The following is a 22979-nucleotide window of genomic DNA, read 5'->3' as shown; positions in this document are numbered from 1 at the left end:
ATCTCCTCCCTATTGTTGCTCTAAAAACGCGCGGCATTTCTCTATATATTCGTGGCCGAACGTTTCTCGTAATCTACGGTTTACTTTATCGCTGATATTCTTTTTGTTGCGCTCGATCAAACAAATTAACGGTTTACTAACGCCTAGCATGTCCGCCATCTCTTGTTGCGTTAACCCTTTTGATTGACGGATAAAACGAAATACTTTTGCATTCATAATAATCTCCCCTTAAAATTCTAATTTTGTTTACCCTCACGCAAAAAAAGAGAATAGCAGAGCCATGAGGGTAACTCTGCCATCCTATTAATAAATAAATTTACTGCGACTATTTCACTATTACCTTTTTGTCGCTACTTAAACCGCCCTCTACTTATAAGGCCAACTATTCGGAAAAAAGTAAGCCGTATTCCCACAATTGGTAATAAAACTGCATTTAAAAAAATCCCGACATCGCTGGCGAGCGTTACCCATTCATATGTTAATACGTGCATTTTGGTGTGAAAGTAAGCCACTCCGTTCAATTTTTCGCAAAAAGCCCGACGAGTTCCGGGCGTTTTACCATTCTGCGATATTTCCGTTTTCATCGATTACCTGTTCGCACATCCAAAGGTCATATTCAGCACCGTAAATCATTGCTTCTTCTGATGAGTCCGCCCATATATAAATAGGTTCACACCCTTCTTCCATAAAAATCCCCATGAATAAATACTTACCTCTTGAAGGTTCATTTATGGATACAATCCCGGAATCTATTAATTTTTGTTTAAGTTCCAATTCCAATCTTGGACGCTCTTTAATAGCTAATTCGATAGCGTTCTTCCATTCCCCCGGTGTAATTCGCTTTATTAGTTCTGCTCCCAAACTAACAACATTACTCATAATCAATCGCTCCCCTCGCTTTAAAATCTTAATCATTTTCGCCATTCACTATACATACCCAAAAAACCGCCCAAAATTGGGACAAGTTTAGAAAATTTTTTACGTATCTCCGGCTCTTTTTCCTCGATTGACTCGAGTTTGTCACGTAAGATGTCGGCGTCGCGTTGTGCCATACGTTCTCGTTGCTCGGAACATCGATGTTCCGAGTTCTTCGACGATTCTTAGTCGCGTTGTGCCATACGTTCTCGTTGCTCCGCTTGCTCGCACCTTCGTCTAGTTTCGCAATGGTTTCATCGTCGGCGTTATCTGCGATAAATTTCGCTTTTCTTAGTTGCTCCCCGCTACCTAAACCTATTTGTTCAGCAACCTTATCTCTAGTGGTGCCCTTATCACCGTCTGCAAAATTTTGCATAGGGTCTTTCATTCGTTCTAACCGTTCTAATTCTCTTGCAGCATCCATCATTTTAGAGTCGCTGCTTCACTTTCGGCTAATTCTTGTTTTTGTTCAGCTAGTTTGCGCGCTTCTTGCTCGGCTTTTAATGCTTTTTTCACTTCTCGCAACTCTCGTACTGTCATTTCGTCGACTGTTTTTGTTTCGCCTGTTGACGGGATCGTGTGCGGTTGCTCGCGCTGTTCATGCGGTAAGGTTGCGATTTCGTAAAGCACCCTCATACTTAACCCGTGCCACGTGTCACGGTTGTCTCCCAGCTTTTCATATACTTGAATGAATCGTTTCGCCGTAGTAACGTTCATATTTATTTCCTTACACCACTCTGACCATTTTCCCGATAAATGTCCTTTCTCCGTAAATATTGACTCCCGCACGTGTTTCAACCGTCTGCCAATCTCGAATATTGCTTCGCCTGCCACACGTTGATATGCGTTGATTTCCGCAGTTATAACGTTTATGTCTTGCGATAGTTCACTCGTGCCACCGCCCTTCATTAATTCACACATTCCATTTCCTCCTTATATTTCGTTACAACCATTCCGCCAATTCTTCAACGTCAACTTTCGGCTCTTGGCGTTCCACCTTCCGTTGCTCCTCCGCCACTTGCGCCAACACTCTCGGTAATATCCGGCTGCGCTGATACGTAAACATGAACGCGAAGTTAAGTCCGGGATATTGTGCGGTCGGGCGATATTCCTCGAAGCACCCATCGATAAATTTCCGCACAACCTCCGCCCCGTGTTCCGCGATCATCAGTTTAAAAAGAAAAGTTCCAACGTTGCCGCGCCGGAACTTTATTCGCTCATATTCTCGCCTACAGAATACGAACTTTAAGTGGTAAGGTCGTACTGCGCCAACAGTACGCTCAATCCACCGCCACCGTCACCACTATGTCGCCAACCATAGTGATGGCATCCTTTAAACAACCTTGTAAATAATATCGATTAACATTTCCTGACTACAGTCCAAGTAGTCACCGCTGCCGTTGTCGAGATCAACCATCACGACGCCAGGCTCGCCCAGCTGTGATGGCAACGCGTCATACAAGCAAACGCCAGCGCCCCGCCTTGCCACTAGCACTTTATCGCCTAATAATAAGCCACGATCGCTCTCGGTTTCGTCGACGACACCGTTAAATAAAAACTCCACCTTTACGAGTTGTCCCATTTTATTTAGCCTCCATTAATTCGATTATTATTTCACTGAACGGTTTCGCCAAGTCAAACGGCTGCCACCGAGTTACACGATCAAAAAATACGGTCATTTTCTTAACACGGCCATCACCTGGCCAATAATCAACGGAACTTCGACCGGCAAGTGACTGCGGAAATTTATACACAATTAGCTCGTGATCGTCCTCAAATCGGACAACAATGTTATCGCTAACAAGGAACGCATCAAGTTCCTCCTGCCAGTGTTCGCCAGCAACGACGTCAAAATCATGCGCCAATAATTTAATCGGTGTCATTTCGCTTCCTCCTTTAGTCGCTTGTTTAGCGCTTGCTTGTACTGTTTAAGGCGTTCGCTGCGTTTGTCGTGTCTTGCTGTGCGTCTCGACGGATGAATTGCCCCTAGCTGCGCGATCTTGCGAGTGTAAAATGCGATGTGTTTGACGTTTTTATTCACCGCTAATCACCGCCTTTACGAAAATAGTTGCGATGATGCCTGCACCAATAAAATATAAGTACGCCATCAGGTAACCCATTTTATTCGCCCTCCATCTGACTACATTTTGTTGTCTGTAACCTAATAATAACCTGACAATATTCCGTTGTCAATACATTTCGACTACTTTTTTTAGTCGACTTATAATATAATTAATTTCGAGGAGGAATTAACATGCGTGCTAAATCTAATTTGAAAGCTATTTTGGATGAGAGAAAAATTTCCATTCGAAAATTAGAAGAAATGTCCGGGCTAAAGTTTGAAACTTTGCGTCGTTTATACAATGATGAAACAAAGCAGTACCAACGCGACACGATCGGAAGAATTTGCGAAGTGTTAGGCGTAGAAATTAAAGACATTTTAATATTAGTAGACGAAGAAAGCGCCAACTAAGGCGCCTTTTTTATTGCACAACTATTTTTATTCCACGCCCGGCTGGCACCGGCTGCGCTGGCTTTTGCGTTAATGACCGATTAAATTTCGCGAACGATTCAGATTGAAATACCTTGAAAGGATAGCTACCATCAATCGCATAACGCTGTTCGGATAAAATAAGAATGTGCGGGAACGGTTTCGGCATAATGCCCGCATTGTAAAAGTCAACATATCGCGCCATCTTATCTGCCATTTGCTTTTCCGAGTATATCGACTTTTGCACTTCAATAAAAAACGGCGTATTTCGATAGATTGCGAAAATGTCCGGCTCCGCATTGCCTTTGCGGCCGTATTTAGGCTCGACAAGAAACGTTTCCAGCCGGCCAAAGCTTCGCATTTCCTTATATACGTTCAAAATTGCAAGCCAGTGGCCTATTTTAGCGCTGTTCTTTTTTATCTGCGTGTCAGCCCCGAAGTAAACATAAGGCTGAAAGCTCGTTGACCGCTGAATATGGCCGTCGCGAAGCAGGCGAAGCAAAACAGAATTCGCTGCCGTAACCGGATTCTTTAAACCTGCGAAATGTAGCTCGGCTATCGAGTCACGATCCATAACGCGAAATTTATTCAAGTCGCGGATTATCGCCTTGTCACGTTTAGTCAGCAATGTTACTCCCTCCCATTTAGTCGTAAAATACGTCGCTTTCCGTTAGTTCTTCACTTTTGTTTATCGGAATTTCCGACGAGCTCACCCTTGCGATCATATCCGTCCAGCCATCCGCTTTATACTTCGCAAGAATAGCCTCCGCATCTTCTTCGGTTAAGTATGGCGCTTGTAGCTCCGTTAATTCATCGCGTTTAATAAGGAATCGCCCGGGCGTTTCTTTGCTAATGCGTTCACTCCCTGGCGTTCCAATTATCCGCGAGTTAGAAAAATCAGTCGTCCGGAATCCCATGCGAACAGTTAAAAGCCCACGAATCTTAGTATCGAGTATGTCGTGAGACGGACGTTGTAGCGACAGTATGCAATAAATGCCGAGTGCACGGCCAAGCGCGACCAATTGAACGATAATTCGCTTCATTTCGCGGTCGTCCATAATCATGACGAATTCATCAATCGCGAGCAGAATAAACGGCACCTTAACGGTTGGCGGTAGCTTCATGACGTGCGTTACCTTGTATTTGTTAAGCAGTTCGCCCCGTCGCTTCATTTCGCTGTGTAAGTGCGCCAGCATTCGCGCCATGTCCTCCGGATAAACGCAGACACTCTTGACGTGTGCGACGCCTTTAAAGAGGAAAAATTCGCTCATTTTCAAGTCGCCTAAAAATATGTGCAAGTCGTCTGCCGATTTCCGTTGAATTAACGTCGTTAATATACTGCGTAATTGCGTCGACTTGCCGGCGCCAGGCTCACCGGAAATAAGGCAATTTGGCTCGGTTATCACGTCATAAATCATCCATTTGCCAGCGCTATCTTTGCCGCATACGATCGGCATTTCGACGCCTTCCAAGTGCGGTTGTAACGTCGCGTAATTGTATGGCAATACTTTCGGCAGTGAGTCGTGATTTATTCGCAAGGTGTAGCGTTTGATTTCTCCGGATAGTTCGATATTTTTGCCAAAATGCTGCTGAAATACGTAGAAATTCTTCTTTAACAAGTCTGGATTGAGTCCGTTTGGTAGCGTAAATATTAGAGTAGTTGCGGAATCGTTTATTGTTACTGCGTGGATTTTCGGTAGAATAGTGCGGTCGGTGCCGTCGATCATTTTATACGTAAGGTGGATATTGCCGGCGCGAAATGCCTTTATTAATTTGTGCCTCGCTTTCAACTTCGCCCATAAGGTCAACGCAGCCACCTCACAAGCGCATTTGTTTCGAGAAAGTAAACAGCCAGTGCCATTGCGGCAAGCGGAACGGCTAACTTTAACGCGACACCAAGCCAGGTAATGCCGAAGTTGTCGGCTATTCTGTCGAGCAAGGCGACCGCAATAAAACTGCCGCCTGCAATTATTACGCTAGGCCCGAATAACATTCGAATTCCTCCTTTTTTAACAGATTTCCTATTTTGCTAATTGTCAACGTCCATAAAGCTTAAACTGCGGTAATGCTAATGAGTAGCTACTTGTTAATAACCTATGTAGATACTGTGGTAATATTGCCTGTTCGGCTAAAATTTTTCCGTTTGGCAAAGTCCATGCCGAGAAGTAGACGCCTATTTTGACGTCTCATTCACGCGATAAAAAATATCGTTAACTGGTCGTTTTAACTTCTCGCTAATTTGCAGCGCCACTTCTAGCACTGGTATCCGAGTGCCGTTCTCATAGCGATTGTAGGAGTAAACGCTAATTCCGAGAAACTCGGCAAACTCCGTTTGATTCATGCGGTGATCGTGGCGCAGCTCCTTCAATTTATTATGTACGGTCATTGCGGTCACCTCGCTATATTAATTCGACAAATAGCGGCTAATTCCTTTTTGGAGGTGCTACGATTGATTGAGTATATTGTATTTTTCGGCTTGCTTGCCGCTGGCTTACTGGCGTACATATTCCGCTCTAAACACGATCCAGCGCCAGCAAATCCCCGTAATAAATGCGAAAGTTACATCGAGAGGCGGTTATACGATGCGTTGACATCGCGAGGATACGAAGTTAATACACAGGTGCCATGCGGAAAATATCATATTGATCTGGCGTTATATGGCCCTCGTATCGCGATAGAATGTGACGGTAAGACGTATCATTCATCGCTCGAAGCGAAGGCGCGAGACAGGCGTAAGAATCGTTATTTAAAGGCGCAGGGATGGAAGGTGATGCGATTTAGTGGCCGGCAGATTAACGGAGAACTGGCGAAGGCGATCGAGCGGATAGAGCAGGATGTAAGGTAATCACCCCGAGTTCGAAAAATTGCTCGCAAATTGAAAACGTCAAATGACGGTCGAAATTATGCCGGGCTTGGGGGGTTTGAGTGCATCCGACATGTAAACTGCTCAAACAACGCGGATATTCGACGTTAACGCGCTTTTGCAAGTCTCATAATGCCGCCACTGACCGCCCTATTTTATGCAGCGGTAGCTGGTAACAAACCGATTACAAGCGCCAACAAACCGCTCCACTATGCGGATGTATAAAATATTGCATGAAGCTTTTATTTACGTAACGATTAAGCGTTGATATGACGCTATTCCACATATAGATTATTACGTAAAATGTTTATTATGCGTAATGATAAACGGTTATTTATGCAATCGTATTCATTCCGCTGTAAGCCGTCATGCAAGCGATATGTCGACGCTATTTGGCAAACCCCCTGAGTTTTGGACGGGCGTGTCCGCTGGACGGTCGGTGCGGATTAATTTGCTTAAAATCGGAAGTAAAAAACGGCCAAATGTTGCGTAATGTTGAACAGAAATGTTACGCAAATATTCGAGTTTCTTCTATTATATATCCGAGTAACAATATCGGAATTGTATACTTCCCCGCGAATCAACACGTTTACTTCCGATGGCTCCTAGCGTTTTTAAGACGCAAGCCAGTCGTACATGTCCGCGAATACTTCCCTGCGCTTAATCTCGACGGCAACTTGTCGCCATGCAGCGTAAAGGCAGCCGAATAGACTGCGCACACGCCCGCGCTTGTATGCAAATATAACCGACTGCAAGCCGTCAATAAACTCGCTAGCGTGGTCCTCGACCGTGATACTGCGATCAACGCTGGCCTTAGCACGGTAAAGAATGCCAACCGCGCGGTACATTTCATCGTCGTTAAAGTACGGCGCCAAGGCCTTGAATAATGGCGCAGGAATAGACCGTTTTAACGCGCCTGCCGTAGCTTTATATGTATTATTTGTGTTTCTTGACGGAGTTTCTTCGGTGTGACATGCCGGTGTGACACTTGGCGCTGGCGGCGCCTGTATTACGATTAAATTGCTGGTTTGGCGCTTGTCGCCGGTTTGCCGCATGCGTTTATACTGGCGGATAATGCCAAGCGATTCCAGGCGATTGCAGGCGCGGATAACCGTGCGGCGTGACTTGCCGACCAGTTCCGCGATCGTTGACTTAGCCAGCCACGACCGGCCGACGTCTTTACATGAATGGCGCGACAACACGTCGAGGACTTCGCGCTCGGTGGCGCTTAGTTCATTGTTGCGACGATGCTCGCTAACTGCTGCGTTTAGTTCTTCGATTGTTTTCATAATTCCGGCTCCATTTCCGGAACGCCTGCCCAACAGTAGAGAATATATGTTTGGTTAACTAATCACGACTAAACAAACGTTGACTTTAACGCTTTTTTTCGCTATTATGTAAGTAACTTGTGTTGGGTGCTTGCCGCTGTGAACGGCTGGCGCTCTTTTTTTATGGATTTTTATTTTTTAAAGCGATTAATTGGCGAATAATCGTCATGACTCCGTCGCATTTCCTCGGTGTCCATCTGTATATAACGCCGCATCGTTCGAATGTCTGCCCAACCGCCTATCTTTTGCAAGGTAAACGGGTCGCAGCCTGCGAGAATCATATTTTTCGCCCAGGTATGGCGGTAGACATGTGCCGTTACCTTTTTCCCCTTAATGCCGGCTTTCTCAGCGTAATATTTCAACCGCTTGTTAAATTGGTTCATTCCTAACGGTTCACCGTAGCATGACAGAAATACTCTGTCCGTTTTAAAGTGCGTCTTGTTCTCGGTTAGTAGCTGTAATAACAGTTTCATTACATGCGTTGAAATAGGCACTAGTCGCGGCTTTCTATTCTTATTTCGCTCGCCTTGCAGCGTGATAAACCGCGATTGAAAGTCAATGTCTGCCGCTCTTAGCTCGATTAATTCGTTGATTCGCAAGCCCGAATCTAATAGCAAGTTAATCGCCACAAAATCACGGTATCCAACGAAGTCCTTTAAATTGGGCTGCTTTAAGATCGCTTTAACGTCATCATCCGTTAGGCAATTCGTCAAATCTACGTCCTGGCGGATTAAGCGAACCTTTTCCATCGGATTTACTTCGATCAGTTCCTCACGTTGTAAATAATTAAATAATGAACGCAAGCAGCGAAGATTAATGTTAATTGTCGTATCTGCAAGCCCAATGCCTTGCTTACCTGCGTCAATGTATTTATGTCCGTCATAACGTTTTTTGTCGTATTTCATGAAATTAATGTAATTCCGAAAAACATCCGCTTCCAACTCGTCCACCGTTTTAACTTCATAGTTAGCGAATAACCAATCGGTAAAATAGCCCCACATTTTTACATAGTCTTTTATTGTTCTGTCTCGTACTCCCTCCGCGCGTTTACCGGAAACGACTACGTCGATTGCCTGGTCGAATGATAGCGTCGGATAAGTTTTCGAAGAATTAGCAAGTTTATTTATGCGTGTTCGTTTCTTTAGCGCCAAAACAAAAACGACCTCCCCTAACGACGAATTTATTTCATCGCTAAGAAAGGTCGTTATTAATAACCCTTTACCGCCCGTTTTCGGGTTGTTTTTATTCAATCGTGAGGTTGTTTTTCGCGGATTTTTAGTCGTTATCCGCAACCCCGCCTGCTGTTTCCGCTTCGATTACCGTTTAATATCTCGGTCAGCAATCCGTTGGCGCGCCTGCATTTGTCGCGGTTTTAAACGATGAACCGCAGCCGCAGGAAGCAATCGCATTGGGATTATCGATGGTAAAGCCGCCACCCATCATCGATTGTTTATAATCAATCTTTGTTCCTTGGAGAATGGGGGCGCTTTCTTTATCGACTAAAATGCGGATGCCATATTGTTCGAACTGGTAATCACCTTTGTTAACCTCATGGTCAAAGCCCATACCATATGATAAACCGCTGCAGCCGCCACCTTTTACCCCAACACGCAGAAAAGCATCTTCTTCCTCATTATGCTTCATCATGTCTTTGATTTGCAGTGAGGCAGCTTCCGTTAAAAAGATAATATCCTTACTCAAGAAATTTCCCCTCCTTCATTGAGGCTTTCCTTTAGTATAAACAGTTGCCCAAAACTACTCAAGCAATCCAACTTCTGTATTAGTATATGAATTTGTACTAAAAAAGGAGAGCGATCCGCTCCCCGATATTAGAACATTGGATTTTCTTCCAAGTATTGATAAATATTATCCACCAAGTCATCCGCTGTCTCACCGGTCACAACTTCCCCGTTAACAAGGGCATAAAGAGACCTGGCGCAAATCCCGCAGTAACTTAGACATCCATATTCTATAATATCCAAATTTGGATCTTTTTCTAATCTTTCTAATGCCTTCTGTGAACCTTCAGCCAAGTTGCTGACACAAAATTCAATGATTGGCTTGAACATACTTTCACCTCTCCACAATAATTTATCCTACTATTTTTAAACAGTATCGTCAAATACCATGTTTTTAGTATATTTGTCAAGATAGAACGTATAAGTGTTGTTATTTTGACATATTTTCGATATACTCATAATTGTGTGCAAAATGGGGAGAGTTGAACAAAACTATTCATTTAATTACTATTCTTATAGTATTTTTTTGGGAATTTAACATTATTATGGTTAAACAAAGGGGAATCAGAATGAAAAATCTAGTAATTCTTGGAGGCGGTTATGGGGGCATGAAGATCCTTAATGAACTTCTTCCCAATAACCTGCCGGAAGACGTCATGATTACGTTAGTTGACCGGGTTCCATATCATTGTTTAAAAACGGAATATTATGCGCTTGCAGCCGGTACGGTGTCCGACAAAGAAGTTCGGGTTGACTTTCCTGAGCATCCCCGGCTTAGAGTGAAATTTGCCGAAGTCATTGGAGTGGAGTTGCAGAACAAAAGGGTTATTTTAAAAGATGCGGAACCACTTAATTATGATGATTTAGTGATTGGCTTAGGTTGTGAGGATAAGTATCATGATGTTCCCGGTGCCGAACAATTTACCTATAGTATACAAAGTATTGAAAAATCCCGCCAAACGTACTCAGCCTTGAATAATTTAGGACCAGGATCGATTGTTGGTATTGTTGGTGCTGGACTTAGCGGAGTGGAGCTTGCCAGTGAATTAACGGAGAGCCGCCGTGACCTTAACATTAAATTATTTGACCGTGGTAAGCATATTCTTTCCGCCTTTCCGGATCGTTTGAGCAAGTACGTTGAAGGTTGGTTTAAAGAACACAATGTAGAAATTATCAACAACTCCAATATTACTAGAGTAGAAGAAAATACACTTTACAATAATGACAATCCGATATACTGTGATGTCATTGTCTGGACTGCTGGGATTCAAGCTAATAAAGTTGTACAAAATATCGATACGGAAAAAGATCGTTCCGGAAGATTGGTCATCACACCACGACACCATCTGCCTACGGATGAACATATCTTCATTGTGGGGGACTGTGCCAGCCTGCCGCATGCACCGAGTGCCCAACTGGCTGAGGGGCAAGCCGTGCAAATCGTTGAGGTGTTAAGAAAGCGCTGGAATGGAGAAGAACCACCTGTTGAATTCCCGCCGATTAAACTGAAGGGTGTCCTTGGTTCGCTTGGAAAAAAACAGGGATTTGGCGTCATGGCCGACCGGGCCATAACTGGCCGTGTCGCCAGGCTGTTAAAGTCAGGGGTCTTATGGTTATACAAATTCCATAATGGATAAGAAATTAGGCTGACTCCTTTGGTCAGCCTTTTCTTCATCATGTTGCTTTATAACCGTATTTTTCAAGCTCGGCAAAAATCGTTTTAAGCCGGGGGTTGCCTTCGCCTACGACCTTTTCCTTAATAAGAACCACAGGATAAAACATATCTTCCTCAATGACTCTCTTGGCGAACTCTGCTTTGACCGGATCATTTGGGGGCTGATAAATATCTACATAGCTGATTTTAAATGGCTGCTTGGGGAATTTCCGGGAAATGGCTGCTTCAAGCCATTCATATGTTTCCTTGGATGACGGCAGGTTCACACAGCTTGGACATAATTGTTCAGCCCCATATAGAATAATTTCCACTTCAGTAAATTCCATAACATCATTCCTCACCGTTTTCTTTTATTTTACTATATTCATAATCTAAATATAAGAAAATTACTCAATTGTACCTTTCCCCGATTTCTGATAATGGATTTTTCAAGCTGGTGTCAGTATAATATAATGTAGGAAAGGAGTCGATTATGATGTCAGAACAAGAAATGTTTGAACAAGTTTCAGAAGTATTAGATAAATTACGTCCATTTCTTCTTCGCGATGGCGGAGATTGCGAGCTAATTGATGTTGAGGATGGTATCGTGAAACTTCGCTTATTAGGTGCATGCGGATCCTGCCCAAGCTCTACAATCACACTGAAAGCAGGGATTGAAAGAGCACTCCTTGAAGAAGTTCCTGGAATTGTCGAAGTTGAACAAGTCTTTTAATATGATGGTAAAAGCGATTGCGGCTAACAGCGGCAATCGCTTTTTTTCATCCAGTGTTTCGTTTCCGAAAATATCGTTATTGATACAACCACTCCAACAAAGGGAGATTCATTCTGTGAAGCGGAGCCCCGCTGATTTGATAAAAGCCTGCCAAAAAACGTTCGTTCTCCGCTGAGTGTTTAATGATTTTGCTGAGCCACTCTTCCAATGACCTTTTTTCCTGCTCTGACTGAGATCCATAATAACTTTCAACACAGTCAAAATAATGGAGCGGGAAAATCAGCCGTGCAAACAACAACCGCCATGAAAACGAAGATAATGGGGCAATGCTTTGATATTCAGCAAAAAATTGCTTTACGTCAACATCATAGGTTTGATTATTACGGAAATATCGCTCCCTTGTCCATTCGGCCAAATCACGGCTGCGATGATCGAATACCCAGTCAAACGGGTTTTTGATATGATCGCTTTCCCCCACGTTTTTGCGGTAAAACGTTCATGACAAACGGTACCGCTGTCAGTTGGCTGCGGCTCGTCATCAAGCTCTGTATCGACCAAATATTGAATGGCATTCTCGGTCAAGCCCATATAATAAGGGAACGATTCAATAAACATCCGTTCAAATTCGTCCTCAGGAGTTTGAAACAGCAAGCCATTCCAAACTTTTTCCATCTGTTCAAGCCGTTTTTCCCATAGTACCTTCCACTGACCGATCCTCGAGGTCCGTTCTATTTGAAATGGCACCCTTCTGCCGCGTTCGTGGAATTTGGCCAGCCTCCTCCCTAATTTTGTGTGCCGTTTTTGGCGGTCAACTTCTCTTATTGCCAGTACACAATATTTTTGCTGCTCCCAATTAGTGAGATAGCTCCTGTCTTTTGATTGCATAATGATCGGGACCTGTTTGTCGCCATACGACCTTAAATGCTGTGAGATTCCGCTTAATTCGATGACATCGGCTTCTTCTCGATTGTTGGGATTGGTGATGATGTAGATCCAGCCATTTCCTCTTACGGCATCATAGGTTTTCATTTTGAGTTGTTCTTTAGCCGTGATCCCATAATGAGTTTCTAACAGTGTGGGTAACATTGTGTTCCACCTCTTCTTTTTCCCCTCTAAACTCATGTATATGTAGCAACACCAAAAAACTTGTTGACCTCCTTATTTTAAAAAATAGCAATTAGCAATGTATTTTAGTTGATTGTTTTTCCTCATTTTGCATATGATAAATTAATGGGAGTATGGGATTAGCCAAATTATACAGAAAAGGTGATAGTAGGAATGGCAGATAATAAAAAAGTTGACCTGACTGAAGAAACTGCCCGCAGATGGTTGAAAGAAAGGGGTGTCCAAATTAAGGATATTGCCGAACTGGTCTATTATTTACAGAAAAAATATCATGAGAATTTAAAAATGGAAGATTGTATCGAGAATGTCGAGCGTGTGCTCACAAAACGTGAGGTCCAAAACGCCATTATAACCGGGATTCAACTAGACATGTTGGCAGAAAAAGGGATGCTGGAAGAACCGCTGCAAACCATTATTGAAACGGATGAAAGCTTGTACGGGGTAAATGAAATTCTGGCCTTTTCAATTGTTAATGTTTATGGTTCAATTGGCTTTACTAACTATGGCTATATTGATAAACAAAAGCCAGGGATATTGGCTCACTTAAATGATAAATCAACCGGAGAGGTTCATACCTTTTTAGATGATATTGTCGGGGCTATTGCCGCTGCTGCCTCAAGCAGATTGGCACACAGAGCAGCGGGGATTGACAAAGATTAAAAAACAGGATGGGGTGCAGCACACCCATCCTGTTTTTTTAAAATTCCCATTCATTAAGGAATTAATGGCATATGTCGGCTTTTTCTCGTATCCCGCCAACAGTTCTTTTGTTGTCACTCCGGTATGAACCAATAAGGTATCCATTCCGGCATTCATCCCCGCCAAAATATCGGTATCATAATAATCGCCGACCATCAGCGTCTCTTCCTTCGGTGTCCCTAACACCTTTAAAGCCTGCTCCATAATAATCGATTCCGGTTTGCCAATAAAAATCGGTTTTGTTTGGGTGGAAACGGCAACGACAGATGTCAATGAACCATTTCCCGGCAGCAATCCTCTTTCAGTTGGAATGGCAATATCGGCGTTCGTCGAAATGAAAGTGGCCCCATTCCTCACCGCTAAACAGGCAACCGCCAATTTTTCATAGCTAATCGCGCGGTCGATGCCCATTACAACAAAGTCAGCATGCTCTCCGCCAGGGTGAAATCCTTTTTCAGAAATCGCAGTGTTAATTCCTTCTTCACCAATGACATAGACGGAGGCATCTTTTTTACACTCATATATGTAATTAGCAGTGGCTTGACTGGTGGTAAACACGAGCTCTGGTGCTGCAGGAATATCAAAGCCAATAAGTTTTTCGGCAACCTGTGCCGGCGTTCTTGAAGAATTATTGGTAACAAACAAATAAGGAATCCCTTTTTGCTTCAACCCCTTCACAAAGTCAGAAGCAGCTTCAATTCGCTCCGACCCGCGATACATTGTTCCATCTAAATCAATGAGGTATCCTTTATACTTTTTCACTACATTCACTCCAGTATGTCTAAATGCTCTTGATAGGCAGTATAAGCAAAGCTCGGGTAGAAATATTTCCATAGCCTTAATGTCATCTGCGGCACGACAGTTAGTTTCTAAAGGCGGAAACCGGCCCTAATTCGTTCTTTAAATAGTCACGAACATTTTCCGCAAAAATCGATAACGCCGGTAAATGTTGGCTGAATTGCTCAAGAAGCTGTTGATGGTCAATATCCGTATAAGATTGAACAAGCGGCTTGCGAAAACTAATCAGAACCTTTAACGCCTCCCCGGTTTCCTGGGAAATCACCTTTTCATCCATCAGAATGTCAATAATATCCTCATAGCTTCCCGGATCGCGCATAATAAATCCGTCAATCATGGTATTCCCGACGTCCAATACGGATTCCAGGCACATTTGCGTAATTCGTTCTAATGCGGCTTTTTCTAAAGGCGTTTCCCACTCCTTCTTGCTTGCAAAAAGACGAATTTGCGCTTCTAAGTAGACTAATGTGGTTTCTATTTTTTCCCGATCAACAAAATACATTTATTCCACTTCCTTATGATTTCTAACCAATTTCCAGCTATATTGTAACATATTTTCCTGAAAATATTTTTGTCTGACTTTACAATCTTATAAATTCCCCTTCACCAGGTTTATTTGTTACTATTAAGGAGATGTGAAATATGGAAAAAGGAGACTATCGTTTATGACTGAACGCTTTTTTCTCTATGATGATAAAGAGGAAACGACAACAAGATTTGTCAGTTTTGTTGGTGAACACCAACGGTTTGATTTAGCCATTATCCAAACAGGCCGTCATTATGGAAAACAGCTGGTTCTCGATATGCAGGGAAACCGCTTTGCCATCATTGGGCAGGATGATTTACAGGAGGAAGGCTATTTGGAATTTGCCTTTCAAATAAATGAAGAGGTCGCGGAGGAGCTCAGGTCTTTCCTGATAGAAGTGATCTAAATGTATCCACATGTTTTTCACCTCCCTTGCCATACTAAGGAAAAGGAGTGAAACACATGGCTGATAAAGAAAAACAATACGTCGACTTTTCCAATGTCGAGAAACAACGGAATTACCTAGCGGCCGAAGAATTTCCGGATGGTCCGTTTGGGTCTCCGATTCGCCAAGATGAGCCTGTTCAGTTGAAGAGTACCTCTTGGAAGGATGGTCAGCGCCGCTACAGTGCCTTCAATTACGAAAATAAATCACTGCATCAAGATTTGCCGCGGCAAATGGCTGGTTCCCATCCAACCCATGATGACCCCAACGGCGAAGAACAGCCGCCTTACAATGATTCTATTCACCGCTAAAAAACTCGCCCTTGATAAGCGAGTTTTATTTTTTTACCTTTTTTAACACAAAATAAGCACAGCCAAAATTACAATACTCAAACAGATATTCACTGAGTGTACTGATTTTTGTATCAAAGGTCGCCTTTTGATTTTGGTCATCGAAGAAACCTTTTAACCGCAGTTGGCCATAACCCCAATCCCCCACAATGTAATCATATCTCGATAAAATATCACTGAATCTGGCTTTAAAGGCCTCTTCATTAAAAGCGTTGCGATATTCTTGGATGACTTCATATGTAGTGTTATTAATAATCGTCACCATGTCTTTCACCTCTAACTCGGCACCTCTAGTCTACTTCTCATTATAACCGATAAACCATCAATTACTAAGAAAAAAAATATTCGCTTTGGCAAATCTAATAAAAGGAGGTGTTTCATTTGAAAAACTTGGCCATCACCGCTGGCTTATGCGCCGCAATCGCTCTAACCGGCTGTTCTAAGGATATCGGGAACCGCGATGTTTATGAGGAATCCGGTAATACCATCAATGTCAATAATAAGCGCCATGAGCTGTACCGGGAAGGTGCCGGGCAGAGTGTCCGGAATGTCAGCAATGACTTTGGCTATGTTCGTCATCAAAAGAGCCCGGTCATGAACGATAATACGGCAAACGAGACCCGGATAGCGCTTGACCGTGAACAGTTAGCCCATATTATTAGTAAATATAGTGTCAACCTCCCAAATGTCCATGATGCCGCAACACTTGTTACCGATCAAGAGGTCTTGGTTGCCTATACCACCGATTCAAAAAATCGTAACGTAACTGCTGATCAAGTGAGGCGAACCGCCATGTCGGTCGTCCCGAGATACTTTCGGGTTTATGTCACGGACGATAAAACCCTAATGCAGGATGTCGCGAATCTGGCAAGTCTTGATTCGACAAACCGCCATTCCCGCTCACAAGTCAATTACGTGATTAATAAAATGAAAAAATCTCCACAAGGAAAATAGAAAAGTTGAGTTCAGGCCCATATGTGGATCTGAACTCTCTTTGCTTAAGCCTCTTGTGCCTTTTGTTCGCCAAGCAGCTGCTTTTGTCTGGCGGCGGCATTTACCTGTTCGTCTGCATGGTAGGACGAGCGCACGAGCGGACCGGCCTCGCAATGGTTAAAGCCCTTCTTCATAGCCATTTTCCGTAACTCTTCAAATTCTTCCGGGCTGTAGTATTTTTCAACCCGAAGGTGAGCTTTTGTTGGCTGTAAATATTGTCCAATTGTCATAATGTCTACATTATTTTTCCGAAGATCATCCATTACTTGGATAATTTCTTCTTTTGTTTCCCCTAGTCCAACCATTAGGCTAGACTTAGTGGGGATGGTTGGCTCCATTTCTTTTGCCCGGCGAAGGAATTCCAGCGAGCGGTCATATTGGGCCCGGGCCCTGACTCTCGGAGTCAAGCGTCTGACTGTTTCAATATTATGATTCAAGATGTCTGGCTTGGCCTCCATTAAAATCCTTAAGTTTTCTTCCTTGCCGCCCATGTCAGACGGAAGCACTTCAATGGTGGTAAACGGATTTTTTCGGCGGATCGCCCGCACCGTCTCGGCAAAAACAGCGGCACCGCCATCCGTTAGATCATCGCGGGCCACCGCTGTGACGACGACATGTTTAAGATTCATGAATTGGACAGAATCAGCAACTCTTTCCGGTTCGGCCCAATCCAATTCCGTTGGCATGCCTGTTTTCACCGCACAGAAGCGACAGGCTCGGGTGCACGTATCCCCCAGAATCATGAATGTTGCCGTTCGGCGTGCCCCCCAGCATTCATGAATATTGGGACAGCGGGCTTCCTCACAGACAGTATGTAAATTTTTTTCACGCATTAGCTTTTTTAAACCTGTATAGGAATCGTTGGTATTTAGCTTTATTTTTAACCAGTCCGGCTTTCTTAAAAGTTCATCCCTTTTGCTCATTTTCGTCCCCCTTGTTTAAAATCATTCTTCTCTGCCACTTTACCATACTCTTAGCTAGAAGGACAAGATAACTGGGTTTGGACAAATAAACATTCTCTTACAAAAATCAACCTAGAGACTTACCATTTATTAGCGATAATGAAATCTCTTATTATTCATAAACTAAACTTGTACTTTTAATCGGAAGGAGGATTCCTTTGCGAGTTGCTCTATTCATTGGAACCTTTCTTTTATGCTTCACCACCGCATTTTCCGGCAACAAGGTCAATGCCAAAGAGCCCAATCCAAACGTATATCAGGAAAGAATGCGACTTTATGAGAAGGTGGAAGCTGTTACGCAAATTCCCTGGTACTATTTGGCAGCCATTGATCAATATGAAAGAAACATCCGCCTGGTCCGCCGGGACTTGCCGAAACCGGACGGAACGCTGGGGATCTATTTTCGTCCGGAAGTATGGGCAGGTCCAGCCAATCCCAACCCTTTTGAAGAAAACCCGGCCATCATTCAATTCTTTAACGGGATCGGAGTGGATGGAAATGGGGATGGAAAGGCCAGTTTAAAAGACGATGAGGACAAGTTATATGCAATCGCCAATTATCTCCTTTCTTACGGAATCGATCACGATAATATAAAAATCGGATTATGGAATTATTATAAACGTGATCGGACGGTTGGCAGTATTGCCATATATGCCAAGCTGTACCGCCACTTTGGCCGGCTTGATTTGGACAAGCGGGTATTTCCGGTTCCGCTCCGCAGCAATCATAGCTATCGCAGTACCTGGGGTGATAAACGTGGCTGGGGCGGGCGGCGGATTCATGAAGGCACCGATATTTTTGCCGGCTACGGTGTTCCTGTTAGAGCTACTTGCTACGGGGTCGTCGAAATTAAGGGCTGGAATAAGTTTGGCGGCTGGCGCATCGGGATTCGTGATATCAATAATACGTACCATTACTTTGCCCATTTAAGCGGCTTTGCGAAAGATATTCAGGTTGGCCAAATTGTGGAACCGGGGATGGTGATTGGCGGGGTCGGGAGCTCCGGCTATGGTCCACCGGGAACCTCCGGAAAATTCCCGCCCCATCTGCATTACGGAATGTATAAAGATAATGGGAAAACTGAATGGTCCTTTGACCCTTATCCACATCTGGCAAGGTGGAAACAAATAGAACGAATTGAAATGAGAAGAAAATAGGACTGTCCAATGGATAGTCCTTTTAATTACCTGATTTTTTTGTCTCCTTCTTCTTTTCCGTTTTGTTATCCGGGGTCTGATTAGGAACCTGAACCGACGGAATCAAACCGCCGCTGCTGTTATAAAATTGTGGTACCGGTCCGGATATCATTCCGGCGCCGACGGGAATACTTTGCTGCAGTTTTGTAATATCTGTTGCAAATGGGGTGATAAATTGAACCGAAACTTCGATTTCCACAGAAACTTCAATCCACGTATTGTTTATGCCCATTTCTTTCGTTTTAATTTTCACATCCGGTTCCACTTCACCGACCGCCTGGAATTTTACCGGAATTTTCGGCCCAAGGTTTCCTAGCAAAGCGATATTGGTCGCCCGTCCTAATGGGACATACCACAGAATGGCATTGTCTGCTGGTGCATCCTCCGTCTCAATTTCGACATCTGTCAGCTGTTCTAAGGAAGCGAGTCTCCCTTGCTTTGCCGCCCGGATATTTTTTTGAATTTGTGCGGTTGTTTCGGCCAATACCCGGTTGATTAAATCAGTGTTTAATTCCGCATTTTGACCAGTTCCATTTTCGCCTGGTGAGACAATTATGACCTTATTATTTTCTCCCACGTTTGTTGTTCGTTTGGTGATGGCGCGGTTGATAACAATTGATGCGATATTACGCGTCTCTGATTCGGCATAACGCATTAGCGTTGGTTCAATACCTTTATTGACCAGCAATACTCCGATTGCTGTAGATAGCAGAAAAAAAACAAAGGTTAACAGCATTACATATCGGAATGGCAGCGCTCCCCGCCGCAGACGTCGCTTACGAAATTTAGCCAAATCCATCACCCCTTCAAGCTATATTTATGCTTGATTAAGAAGAACTAGCCCAAAAAACTTTGCTTTGAAAAATGGCATGTATACCTTGCAATTGGCGGAATATAGCTCGCAATTGGCGTTTCGCGTCTTTCAATTGGCGGCTTCCGACCTCCTATTGGCGGTTTGCGCCTTTCAATTGGCGGCTTCCGACCTCCTATTGGCGGTTTGCGCCTTTCAATTGGCGGGCAATACAAAAAGCTTGCATCACTGCAAGCCTTTAAATCATTTTAAGCAGGGCTTCCCTGCCAATCATGCCTTGATAAATTCCCAGTTCCTCTGCCTCCAATGTGACGGACTCCAGCGGGGCATCTAACAGCTGGTCAATCGTCCGCACCCCGACTGCCCTGCCGGCAATGATTTTTCGATCCTTAAGTTTTTCATTTAAAAGACCAACATCTAAGGCACCGCACATGATATACCCTTTATCATTGGTAACGGCCAGTAAGGTTGTTTTCGGAAGCAATACGGAAACAGCCAGAAATGTGTGGCCGCTAATTTCAATAGGAGATAAATTAATCAAAGGCTCCCACGCTCCTTTCCTTACTAACACATTATGTCAAGGATCGGTTAAGTGTCTTAGGCAAAGGACTAGTTTTCAAGCTTCCATTTTAAGATGTCCCGCATAAACTCCGGAAGGATATACCGTTTTTCCTTACCCGGGAGGACATCCTTGAAAAAATGACCAAAAGTAAACATATCGGGAAGAGCTAACGTATAAGTCTTGTTGCTTACTATTTTTTCATTATCGATGAAGATACAGCCCGAGCGGAATTGAATTTGGTCATAAACAAATTTACCGATTATCGTTCCCCTGAAGCCAAGCCCTTTAATTTGCCTGTGATGCAGGCTGTCATCCATTGATTCAACCAGCATCTTTGTAAGTTCCTCTCCACTCAGTTCAACCACACAGGGATTGATCGGATGGGGACAAACCGATAATAAGTCATATTCAGTTACTTCACCTGTTAATGGACCTAGCAGAAGCCCGGCATTGATCATCGCACAATCTGCCTGACACCATTCCCTTACCGCCTGACATAACAAATGCGACAGCTCCGTTTCCTGAAACGGATCACTAGCAAACGGATGATCTAACGAGGTCACCATCGTTTTTAAAAGGTCTTTTCCCGTATCAAGATAGGACTGAATTTGCTCCTTTTCTTTTTCAACGGCTGGAAGCTTGTCTACCTCATATAAAGTTGCCTGTTTATTCATCACCGATTTTTGCTCGTCCAATTCCAGCGTCATATGACCGACATAATAGCCAAATTTCCCGGCGGCCCCCAACAATGTATGGTTAACCAATTTACCGTTTTCCAGAACATGATGGGTATGCGCACCTAAAATGACATCCAGTTCCGGAAATTGTTCGGCCATCCGTTCATCATCGCGAATTCCTAGATGGGAAAGTAAAATCACGATATCGGCTTGCTGTTTTAATTGTTTAAGCCGCTTTTTTATTTCCAAAAAAGGGTCGGTTCCTTTCCAGCCAAGCAAAGTATAAAGCTGGGAAAAATTTGCGGTTAAGCCGATCACAGCTAGTTTTGTTCCCGATTTTGTCTGATAAATTTTGTATGGCTGGGCCCAATCCGGGATTTCTCCATTTTTTTGATAAAGATTTGCCAGCAGAATATCAAAATGAGCCTCATCATACAAATGATGCAAATCACTATGGGGGAGGTTTACTCCCTCATTATTGCCAATCGTGACTGCCGTATAGCGGCTGTCATTTAACAGAGCAATATTGGCTTTTCCCTTTGTCGCCTCCGTCAACGGATGCCAACGGTCAATGAAATCGCCGATATCAAAAAGAAAAAACTCGTCGCCTGCTGCGAGATGCTGCTGTCTTTGTTGGTTTATAAACTGATGAATTCGCGGCCAATTTTCCAAATGGCTGTGAACATCATTGGTATGATAAAGATGGATTTTTTCCATAGTACAACACTACCCTATAATTCCTTGATAAATGAGCCGGACTCCGACAACAACAAGAATAATCCTGATGATCAAAACAATGGTTTTGCTCTTCAGCTTTGAGTTTAAATAGACACCAATTTTTGCGCCAATCCAAGCACCGGGCACTAATGCCAGGGCATAAAGCCAATTGACATTGCCAAGGGCAATATGCGTAATCGAACTTAGGATCGATGTCGGCAGGATCATAAACATCGATGTAGCGGTAGCCACATGCGGCGGGAAGAAAAATAATAAAATCATCGTTGGAACCATTAACGAGCCGCCGCCAATGCCGAAAATCCCTGACAAAAAGCCAACGATGAAGGAAATAATCACCGCCAACACCGGGTTAAAGCCATATTCAAACGTTTTTTCGCTATTATCCGTAAAGCTGCGGACAATCCCTTTTTCCTTTTTATAAGGAAGTGGTTTTAGTTTGTCCCTGACCACCATGACAACTGAAACAAACAGGATAAACAGACCAAAATAAATATTAAATGAGTGCAAATCTAATTTTTCTGTGACCCAAGCTCCAAGGATACTCCCCGGACCGCTTCCAATGAGAAAAATGAGGCCACTTTTATAATCAACTGTTTTCCGTTTCATATACGCCAATGTCGAGGAAAGGCCGGTAAAAATCATCGTGAATAAGGATGTCCCTACCACTACCTGCGGCGTCAAATGGCTGAAGGTCGCAAGTGTCGACAAATAAAGCAAGGTGGGAACGACAATGATTCCTCCCCCCATACCGATCAGCGAACCCAGTGAGCTCGCAAAAATCCCGACTATAACTAATACAATCCATTCCATGTTTTCACCTTCCATAGTCTAAGCTGAGACTTGTTAAATGCAAAATCGAAGCTCCATTACCTTATAATAGCATAACCTTTTTTAAAAAAAGGAGTTTTAACATTGAAAAAGTATGATTGTCAATTCATGATTACATGAAAAACGTCTCCTGAAAATGCCTAGAGGAATTTGATAAGGTCCTTTTAATTCAGAATATTTTAGGGTATAATGAATGTATAATAAAAAAGAGAAGTGCTCCTAACACTTCTCCATGCAACTGCTACCGTCAGGGTGGTGGTTGTCTAAATAAATTTATCTTCGAAAGCCACCCTTGTGCTTCCGACGGCGTAGGGTGGTTTTCTTGTTATCTAAAAGTTGTTTCTGAAAGATAAAGGCAGCGGTTTCCCGTACAATTCCCTTCAGAATCTCTCGTAGCATCTCAAGAAATGTTCCATGATTATCACCTCCCTTCCCTAAAGCTTAGGAAAAGAAGACTGACAACCTGGCCACCCTCACAATATCCAGTTGCAACTCTATTCTAACATTTTCTACATACCAAAAAACCTATCAATCTTCGACAAAATT

34 protein-coding genes are annotated in these 22979 nt (G+C 43.4%); 9 read left to right on the top strand and 25 right to left on the bottom strand.

Annotated features, from left to right (window positions below; all coding sequences use genetic code 11):
* Positions 1-9: 9 nt before the first annotated feature.
* The 7 genes from RCG24_RS20560 to RCG24_RS20530 all read right to left on the bottom strand — a co-directional run bounded on the left by RCG24_RS20560 (position 10) and on the right by RCG24_RS20530 (position 2798).
* A complete protein-coding gene (locus RCG24_RS20560) occupies positions 10-216 on the bottom strand; it encodes a helix-turn-helix domain-containing protein (protein ID WP_308077916.1) in 207 nt (68 codons plus the stop codon).
* 339 nt (positions 217-555) lie between these two features.
* On the bottom strand, positions 556-879 hold the full coding sequence (locus RCG24_RS20555; protein WP_308077915.1) for a hypothetical protein: 324 nt from the start codon (positions 877-879) through the stop codon (positions 556-558).
* 28 nt (positions 880-907) lie between these two features.
* The gene (locus RCG24_RS20550; protein ID WP_308077914.1) at positions 908-1342 is read right to left on the bottom strand and encodes a hypothetical protein; all 435 of its coding nucleotides are present in this window, start codon (positions 1340-1342) and stop codon (positions 908-910) included.
* Entirely contained in the window at positions 1339-1824 is a 486-nt protein-coding gene (locus RCG24_RS20545; protein WP_308077913.1) for a DUF3102 domain-containing protein, read from the bottom strand. Before RCG24_RS20545 ends, RCG24_RS20550 begins: the two co-directional genes overlap by 4 nt.
* Before the next feature lie 34 nt (positions 1825-1858).
* The gene (locus tag RCG24_RS20540; protein ID WP_308077912.1) at positions 1859-1981 is read right to left on the bottom strand and encodes a hypothetical protein; all 123 of its coding nucleotides are present in this window, start codon (positions 1979-1981) and stop codon (positions 1859-1861) included.
* A 267-nt stretch (positions 1982-2248) separates the two neighbouring features.
* Positions 2249-2497 carry a hypothetical protein gene (locus tag RCG24_RS20535; protein WP_308077911.1) on the bottom strand — a complete coding sequence of 83 codons (249 nt, stop codon included), beginning with the start codon at positions 2495-2497 and terminating at the stop codon, positions 2249-2251.
* Between the two features lies 1 nt (position 2498).
* Positions 2499-2798 carry a hypothetical protein gene (locus RCG24_RS20530; RefSeq protein ID WP_308077910.1) on the bottom strand — a complete coding sequence of 100 codons (300 nt, stop codon included), beginning with the start codon at positions 2796-2798 and terminating at the stop codon, positions 2499-2501.
* A gap of 371 nt (positions 2799-3169) precedes the next feature.
* Between RCG24_RS20530 and RCG24_RS20525 the strand changes: the two genes are divergently transcribed.
* Positions 3170-3388: a helix-turn-helix domain-containing protein gene (locus RCG24_RS20525; protein WP_308077909.1), complete on the top strand. Its 219-nt coding sequence runs from the start codon at positions 3170-3172 to the stop codon at positions 3386-3388.
* 10 nt (positions 3389-3398) lie between these two features.
* On the opposite strand, the gene RCG24_RS20520 is transcribed toward RCG24_RS20525, so the two are convergent.
* From RCG24_RS20520 to RCG24_RS20505, 4 genes are all read right to left on the bottom strand, one after another.
* On the bottom strand, positions 3399-3980 hold the full coding sequence (locus tag RCG24_RS20520; protein ID WP_374049166.1) for a hypothetical protein: 582 nt from the start codon (positions 3978-3980) through the stop codon (positions 3399-3401).
* 70 nt (positions 3981-4050) lie between these two features.
* Positions 4051-5223: an FtsK/SpoIIIE domain-containing protein gene (locus tag RCG24_RS20515; RefSeq protein WP_374049110.1), complete on the bottom strand. Its 1173-nt coding sequence runs from the start codon at positions 5221-5223 to the stop codon at positions 4051-4053.
* Positions 5211-5399 carry a hypothetical protein gene (locus RCG24_RS20510; RefSeq protein WP_308077906.1) on the bottom strand — a complete coding sequence of 63 codons (189 nt, stop codon included), beginning with the start codon at positions 5397-5399 and terminating at the stop codon, positions 5211-5213. The genes RCG24_RS20515 and RCG24_RS20510 overlap by 13 nt, the downstream gene beginning before the upstream one ends.
* 180 nt (positions 5400-5579) lie before the next feature.
* A complete protein-coding gene (locus tag RCG24_RS20505) occupies positions 5580-5792 on the bottom strand; it encodes a helix-turn-helix transcriptional regulator (RefSeq protein ID WP_308077905.1) in 213 nt (70 codons plus the stop codon).
* Between RCG24_RS20505 and RCG24_RS20500 the strand changes: the two genes are divergently transcribed.
* Positions 5781-6251: a DUF559 domain-containing protein gene (locus RCG24_RS20500; RefSeq protein ID WP_308077904.1), complete on the top strand. Its 471-nt coding sequence runs from the start codon at positions 5781-5783 to the stop codon at positions 6249-6251. The two genes, RCG24_RS20505 and RCG24_RS20500, sit on opposite strands and share 12 nt — an antisense overlap.
* Before the next feature lie 632 nt (positions 6252-6883).
* On the opposite strand, the gene RCG24_RS20495 is transcribed toward RCG24_RS20500, so the two are convergent.
* From RCG24_RS20495 to RCG24_RS20480, 4 genes are all read right to left on the bottom strand, one after another.
* Positions 6884-7558 carry a helix-turn-helix domain-containing protein gene (locus RCG24_RS20495; protein WP_308077903.1) on the bottom strand — a complete coding sequence of 225 codons (675 nt, stop codon included), beginning with the start codon at positions 7556-7558 and terminating at the stop codon, positions 6884-6886.
* A gap of 170 nt (positions 7559-7728) precedes the next feature.
* Entirely contained in the window at positions 7729-8748 is a 1020-nt protein-coding gene (locus RCG24_RS20490) for a tyrosine-type recombinase/integrase (RefSeq protein WP_308079229.1), read from the bottom strand.
* A 184-nt stretch (positions 8749-8932) separates the two neighbouring features.
* Positions 8933-9298, bottom strand: a complete 366-nt coding sequence (locus RCG24_RS20485; protein WP_308077902.1) for a HesB/IscA family protein — start codon at positions 9296-9298, stop codon at positions 8933-8935.
* A gap of 128 nt (positions 9299-9426) precedes the next feature.
* A complete protein-coding gene (locus RCG24_RS20480) occupies positions 9427-9666 on the bottom strand; it encodes a YuzB family protein (RefSeq protein WP_202655657.1) in 240 nt (79 codons plus the stop codon).
* A 239-nt stretch (positions 9667-9905) separates the two neighbouring features.
* Between RCG24_RS20480 and RCG24_RS20475 the strand changes: the two genes are divergently transcribed.
* Positions 9906-10973, top strand: coding sequence for an NAD(P)/FAD-dependent oxidoreductase (locus RCG24_RS20475; RefSeq protein ID WP_308077901.1), 1068 nt, complete (start codon positions 9906-9908; stop codon positions 10971-10973).
* 37 nt (positions 10974-11010) lie between these two features.
* Here RCG24_RS20475 and RCG24_RS20470 read toward each other — a convergent pair whose 3' ends face one another.
* Positions 11011-11337, bottom strand: coding sequence for a YuzD family protein (locus RCG24_RS20470; RefSeq protein WP_308077900.1), 327 nt, complete (start codon positions 11335-11337; stop codon positions 11011-11013).
* 146 nt (positions 11338-11483) lie between these two features.
* Between RCG24_RS20470 and RCG24_RS20465 the strand changes: the two genes are divergently transcribed.
* On the top strand, positions 11484-11723 hold the full coding sequence (locus tag RCG24_RS20465; RefSeq protein WP_235888318.1) for a NifU family protein: 240 nt from the start codon (positions 11484-11486) through the stop codon (positions 11721-11723).
* Positions 11724-12077: 354 nt separating this feature from the next.
* Here the strand turns inward: RCG24_RS20465 and yutH are convergent, their stop codons facing one another.
* Positions 12078-12809: a spore coat putative kinase YutH gene (yutH, locus tag RCG24_RS20460; protein ID WP_308077899.1), complete on the bottom strand. Its 732-nt coding sequence runs from the start codon at positions 12807-12809 to the stop codon at positions 12078-12080.
* A 192-nt stretch (positions 12810-13001) separates the two neighbouring features.
* Here yutH and RCG24_RS20455 point away from each other — a divergent pair, with 192 nt between their 5' ends.
* Positions 13002-13508, top strand: coding sequence for a phosphatidylglycerophosphatase A family protein (locus RCG24_RS20455; protein ID WP_308077898.1), 507 nt, complete (start codon positions 13002-13004; stop codon positions 13506-13508).
* On the opposite strand, the gene RCG24_RS20450 is transcribed toward RCG24_RS20455, so the two are convergent.
* Together RCG24_RS20450 and RCG24_RS20445 are read right to left on the bottom strand one after the other, a co-directional pair.
* Entirely contained in the window at positions 13464-14309 is an 846-nt protein-coding gene (locus RCG24_RS20450; protein ID WP_374049109.1) for a TIGR01457 family HAD-type hydrolase, read from the bottom strand. The two genes, RCG24_RS20455 and RCG24_RS20450, sit on opposite strands and share 45 nt — an antisense overlap.
* Positions 14310-14409: 100 nt before the next feature.
* Entirely contained in the window at positions 14410-14847 is a 438-nt protein-coding gene (locus RCG24_RS20445; RefSeq protein WP_308077897.1) for a DUF86 domain-containing protein, read from the bottom strand.
* Positions 14848-15010: 163 nt separating this feature from the next.
* Here RCG24_RS20445 and RCG24_RS20440 point away from each other — a divergent pair, with 163 nt between their 5' ends.
* Entirely contained in the window at positions 15011-15277 is a 267-nt protein-coding gene (locus tag RCG24_RS20440) for a DUF3055 domain-containing protein (protein ID WP_202656098.1), read from the top strand.
* A 56-nt stretch (positions 15278-15333) separates the two neighbouring features.
* Positions 15334-15627, top strand: coding sequence for a cytosolic protein (locus RCG24_RS20435; RefSeq protein ID WP_202656099.1), 294 nt, complete (start codon positions 15334-15336; stop codon positions 15625-15627).
* A gap of 25 nt (positions 15628-15652) precedes the next feature.
* Here the strand turns inward: RCG24_RS20435 and RCG24_RS20430 are convergent, their stop codons facing one another.
* Positions 15653-15931, bottom strand: a complete 279-nt coding sequence (locus RCG24_RS20430) for a YutD family protein (RefSeq protein ID WP_235888319.1) — start codon at positions 15929-15931, stop codon at positions 15653-15655.
* 116 nt (positions 15932-16047) lie between these two features.
* On the opposite strand from RCG24_RS20430, the gene RCG24_RS20425 reads away from it, so the two are divergent.
* A complete protein-coding gene (locus tag RCG24_RS20425; protein WP_308077896.1) occupies positions 16048-16620 on the top strand; it encodes a YhcN/YlaJ family sporulation lipoprotein in 573 nt (190 codons plus the stop codon).
* A 44-nt stretch (positions 16621-16664) separates the two neighbouring features.
* Here the strand turns inward: RCG24_RS20425 and lipA are convergent, their stop codons facing one another.
* The gene (gene lipA, locus RCG24_RS20420; RefSeq protein ID WP_308077895.1) at positions 16665-17582 is read right to left on the bottom strand and encodes a lipoyl synthase; all 918 of its coding nucleotides are present in this window, start codon (positions 17580-17582) and stop codon (positions 16665-16667) included.
* Between the two features lie 197 nt (positions 17583-17779).
* On the opposite strand from lipA, the gene RCG24_RS20415 reads away from it, so the two are divergent.
* A complete protein-coding gene (locus RCG24_RS20415) occupies positions 17780-18778 on the top strand; it encodes a M23 family metallopeptidase (RefSeq protein ID WP_235888320.1) in 999 nt (332 codons plus the stop codon).
* A gap of 22 nt (positions 18779-18800) precedes the next feature.
* Here the strand turns inward: RCG24_RS20415 and yunB are convergent, their stop codons facing one another.
* The 4 genes from yunB to RCG24_RS20395 form a co-directional block, all read right to left on the bottom strand.
* The gene (yunB, locus tag RCG24_RS20410) at positions 18801-19616 is read right to left on the bottom strand and encodes a sporulation protein YunB (RefSeq protein WP_308077894.1); all 816 of its coding nucleotides are present in this window, start codon (positions 19614-19616) and stop codon (positions 18801-18803) included.
* A 250-nt stretch (positions 19617-19866) separates the two neighbouring features.
* Positions 19867-20169 (bottom strand): YunC family protein, encoded by a 303-nt coding sequence (locus tag RCG24_RS20405; RefSeq protein WP_202656103.1) that lies wholly within the window; start codon positions 20167-20169, stop codon positions 19867-19869.
* A 68-nt stretch (positions 20170-20237) separates the two neighbouring features.
* Positions 20238-21584, bottom strand: coding sequence for a bifunctional metallophosphatase/5'-nucleotidase (locus RCG24_RS20400; protein ID WP_308077893.1), 1347 nt, complete (start codon positions 21582-21584; stop codon positions 20238-20240).
* A 9-nt stretch (positions 21585-21593) separates the two neighbouring features.
* A complete protein-coding gene (locus tag RCG24_RS20395; protein WP_202656105.1) occupies positions 21594-22415 on the bottom strand; it encodes a sulfite exporter TauE/SafE family protein in 822 nt (273 codons plus the stop codon).
* Positions 22416-22979 lie beyond the last annotated feature (564 nt).

This window comes from Neobacillus sp. OS1-32 (genome assembly GCF_030915425.1).
Taxonomy (GTDB): Bacteria; Bacillota; Bacilli; order Bacillales; family Cytobacillaceae; genus Neobacillus; species Neobacillus paridis.
This window is presented reverse-complemented; position numbering and strand designations above follow the sequence as displayed.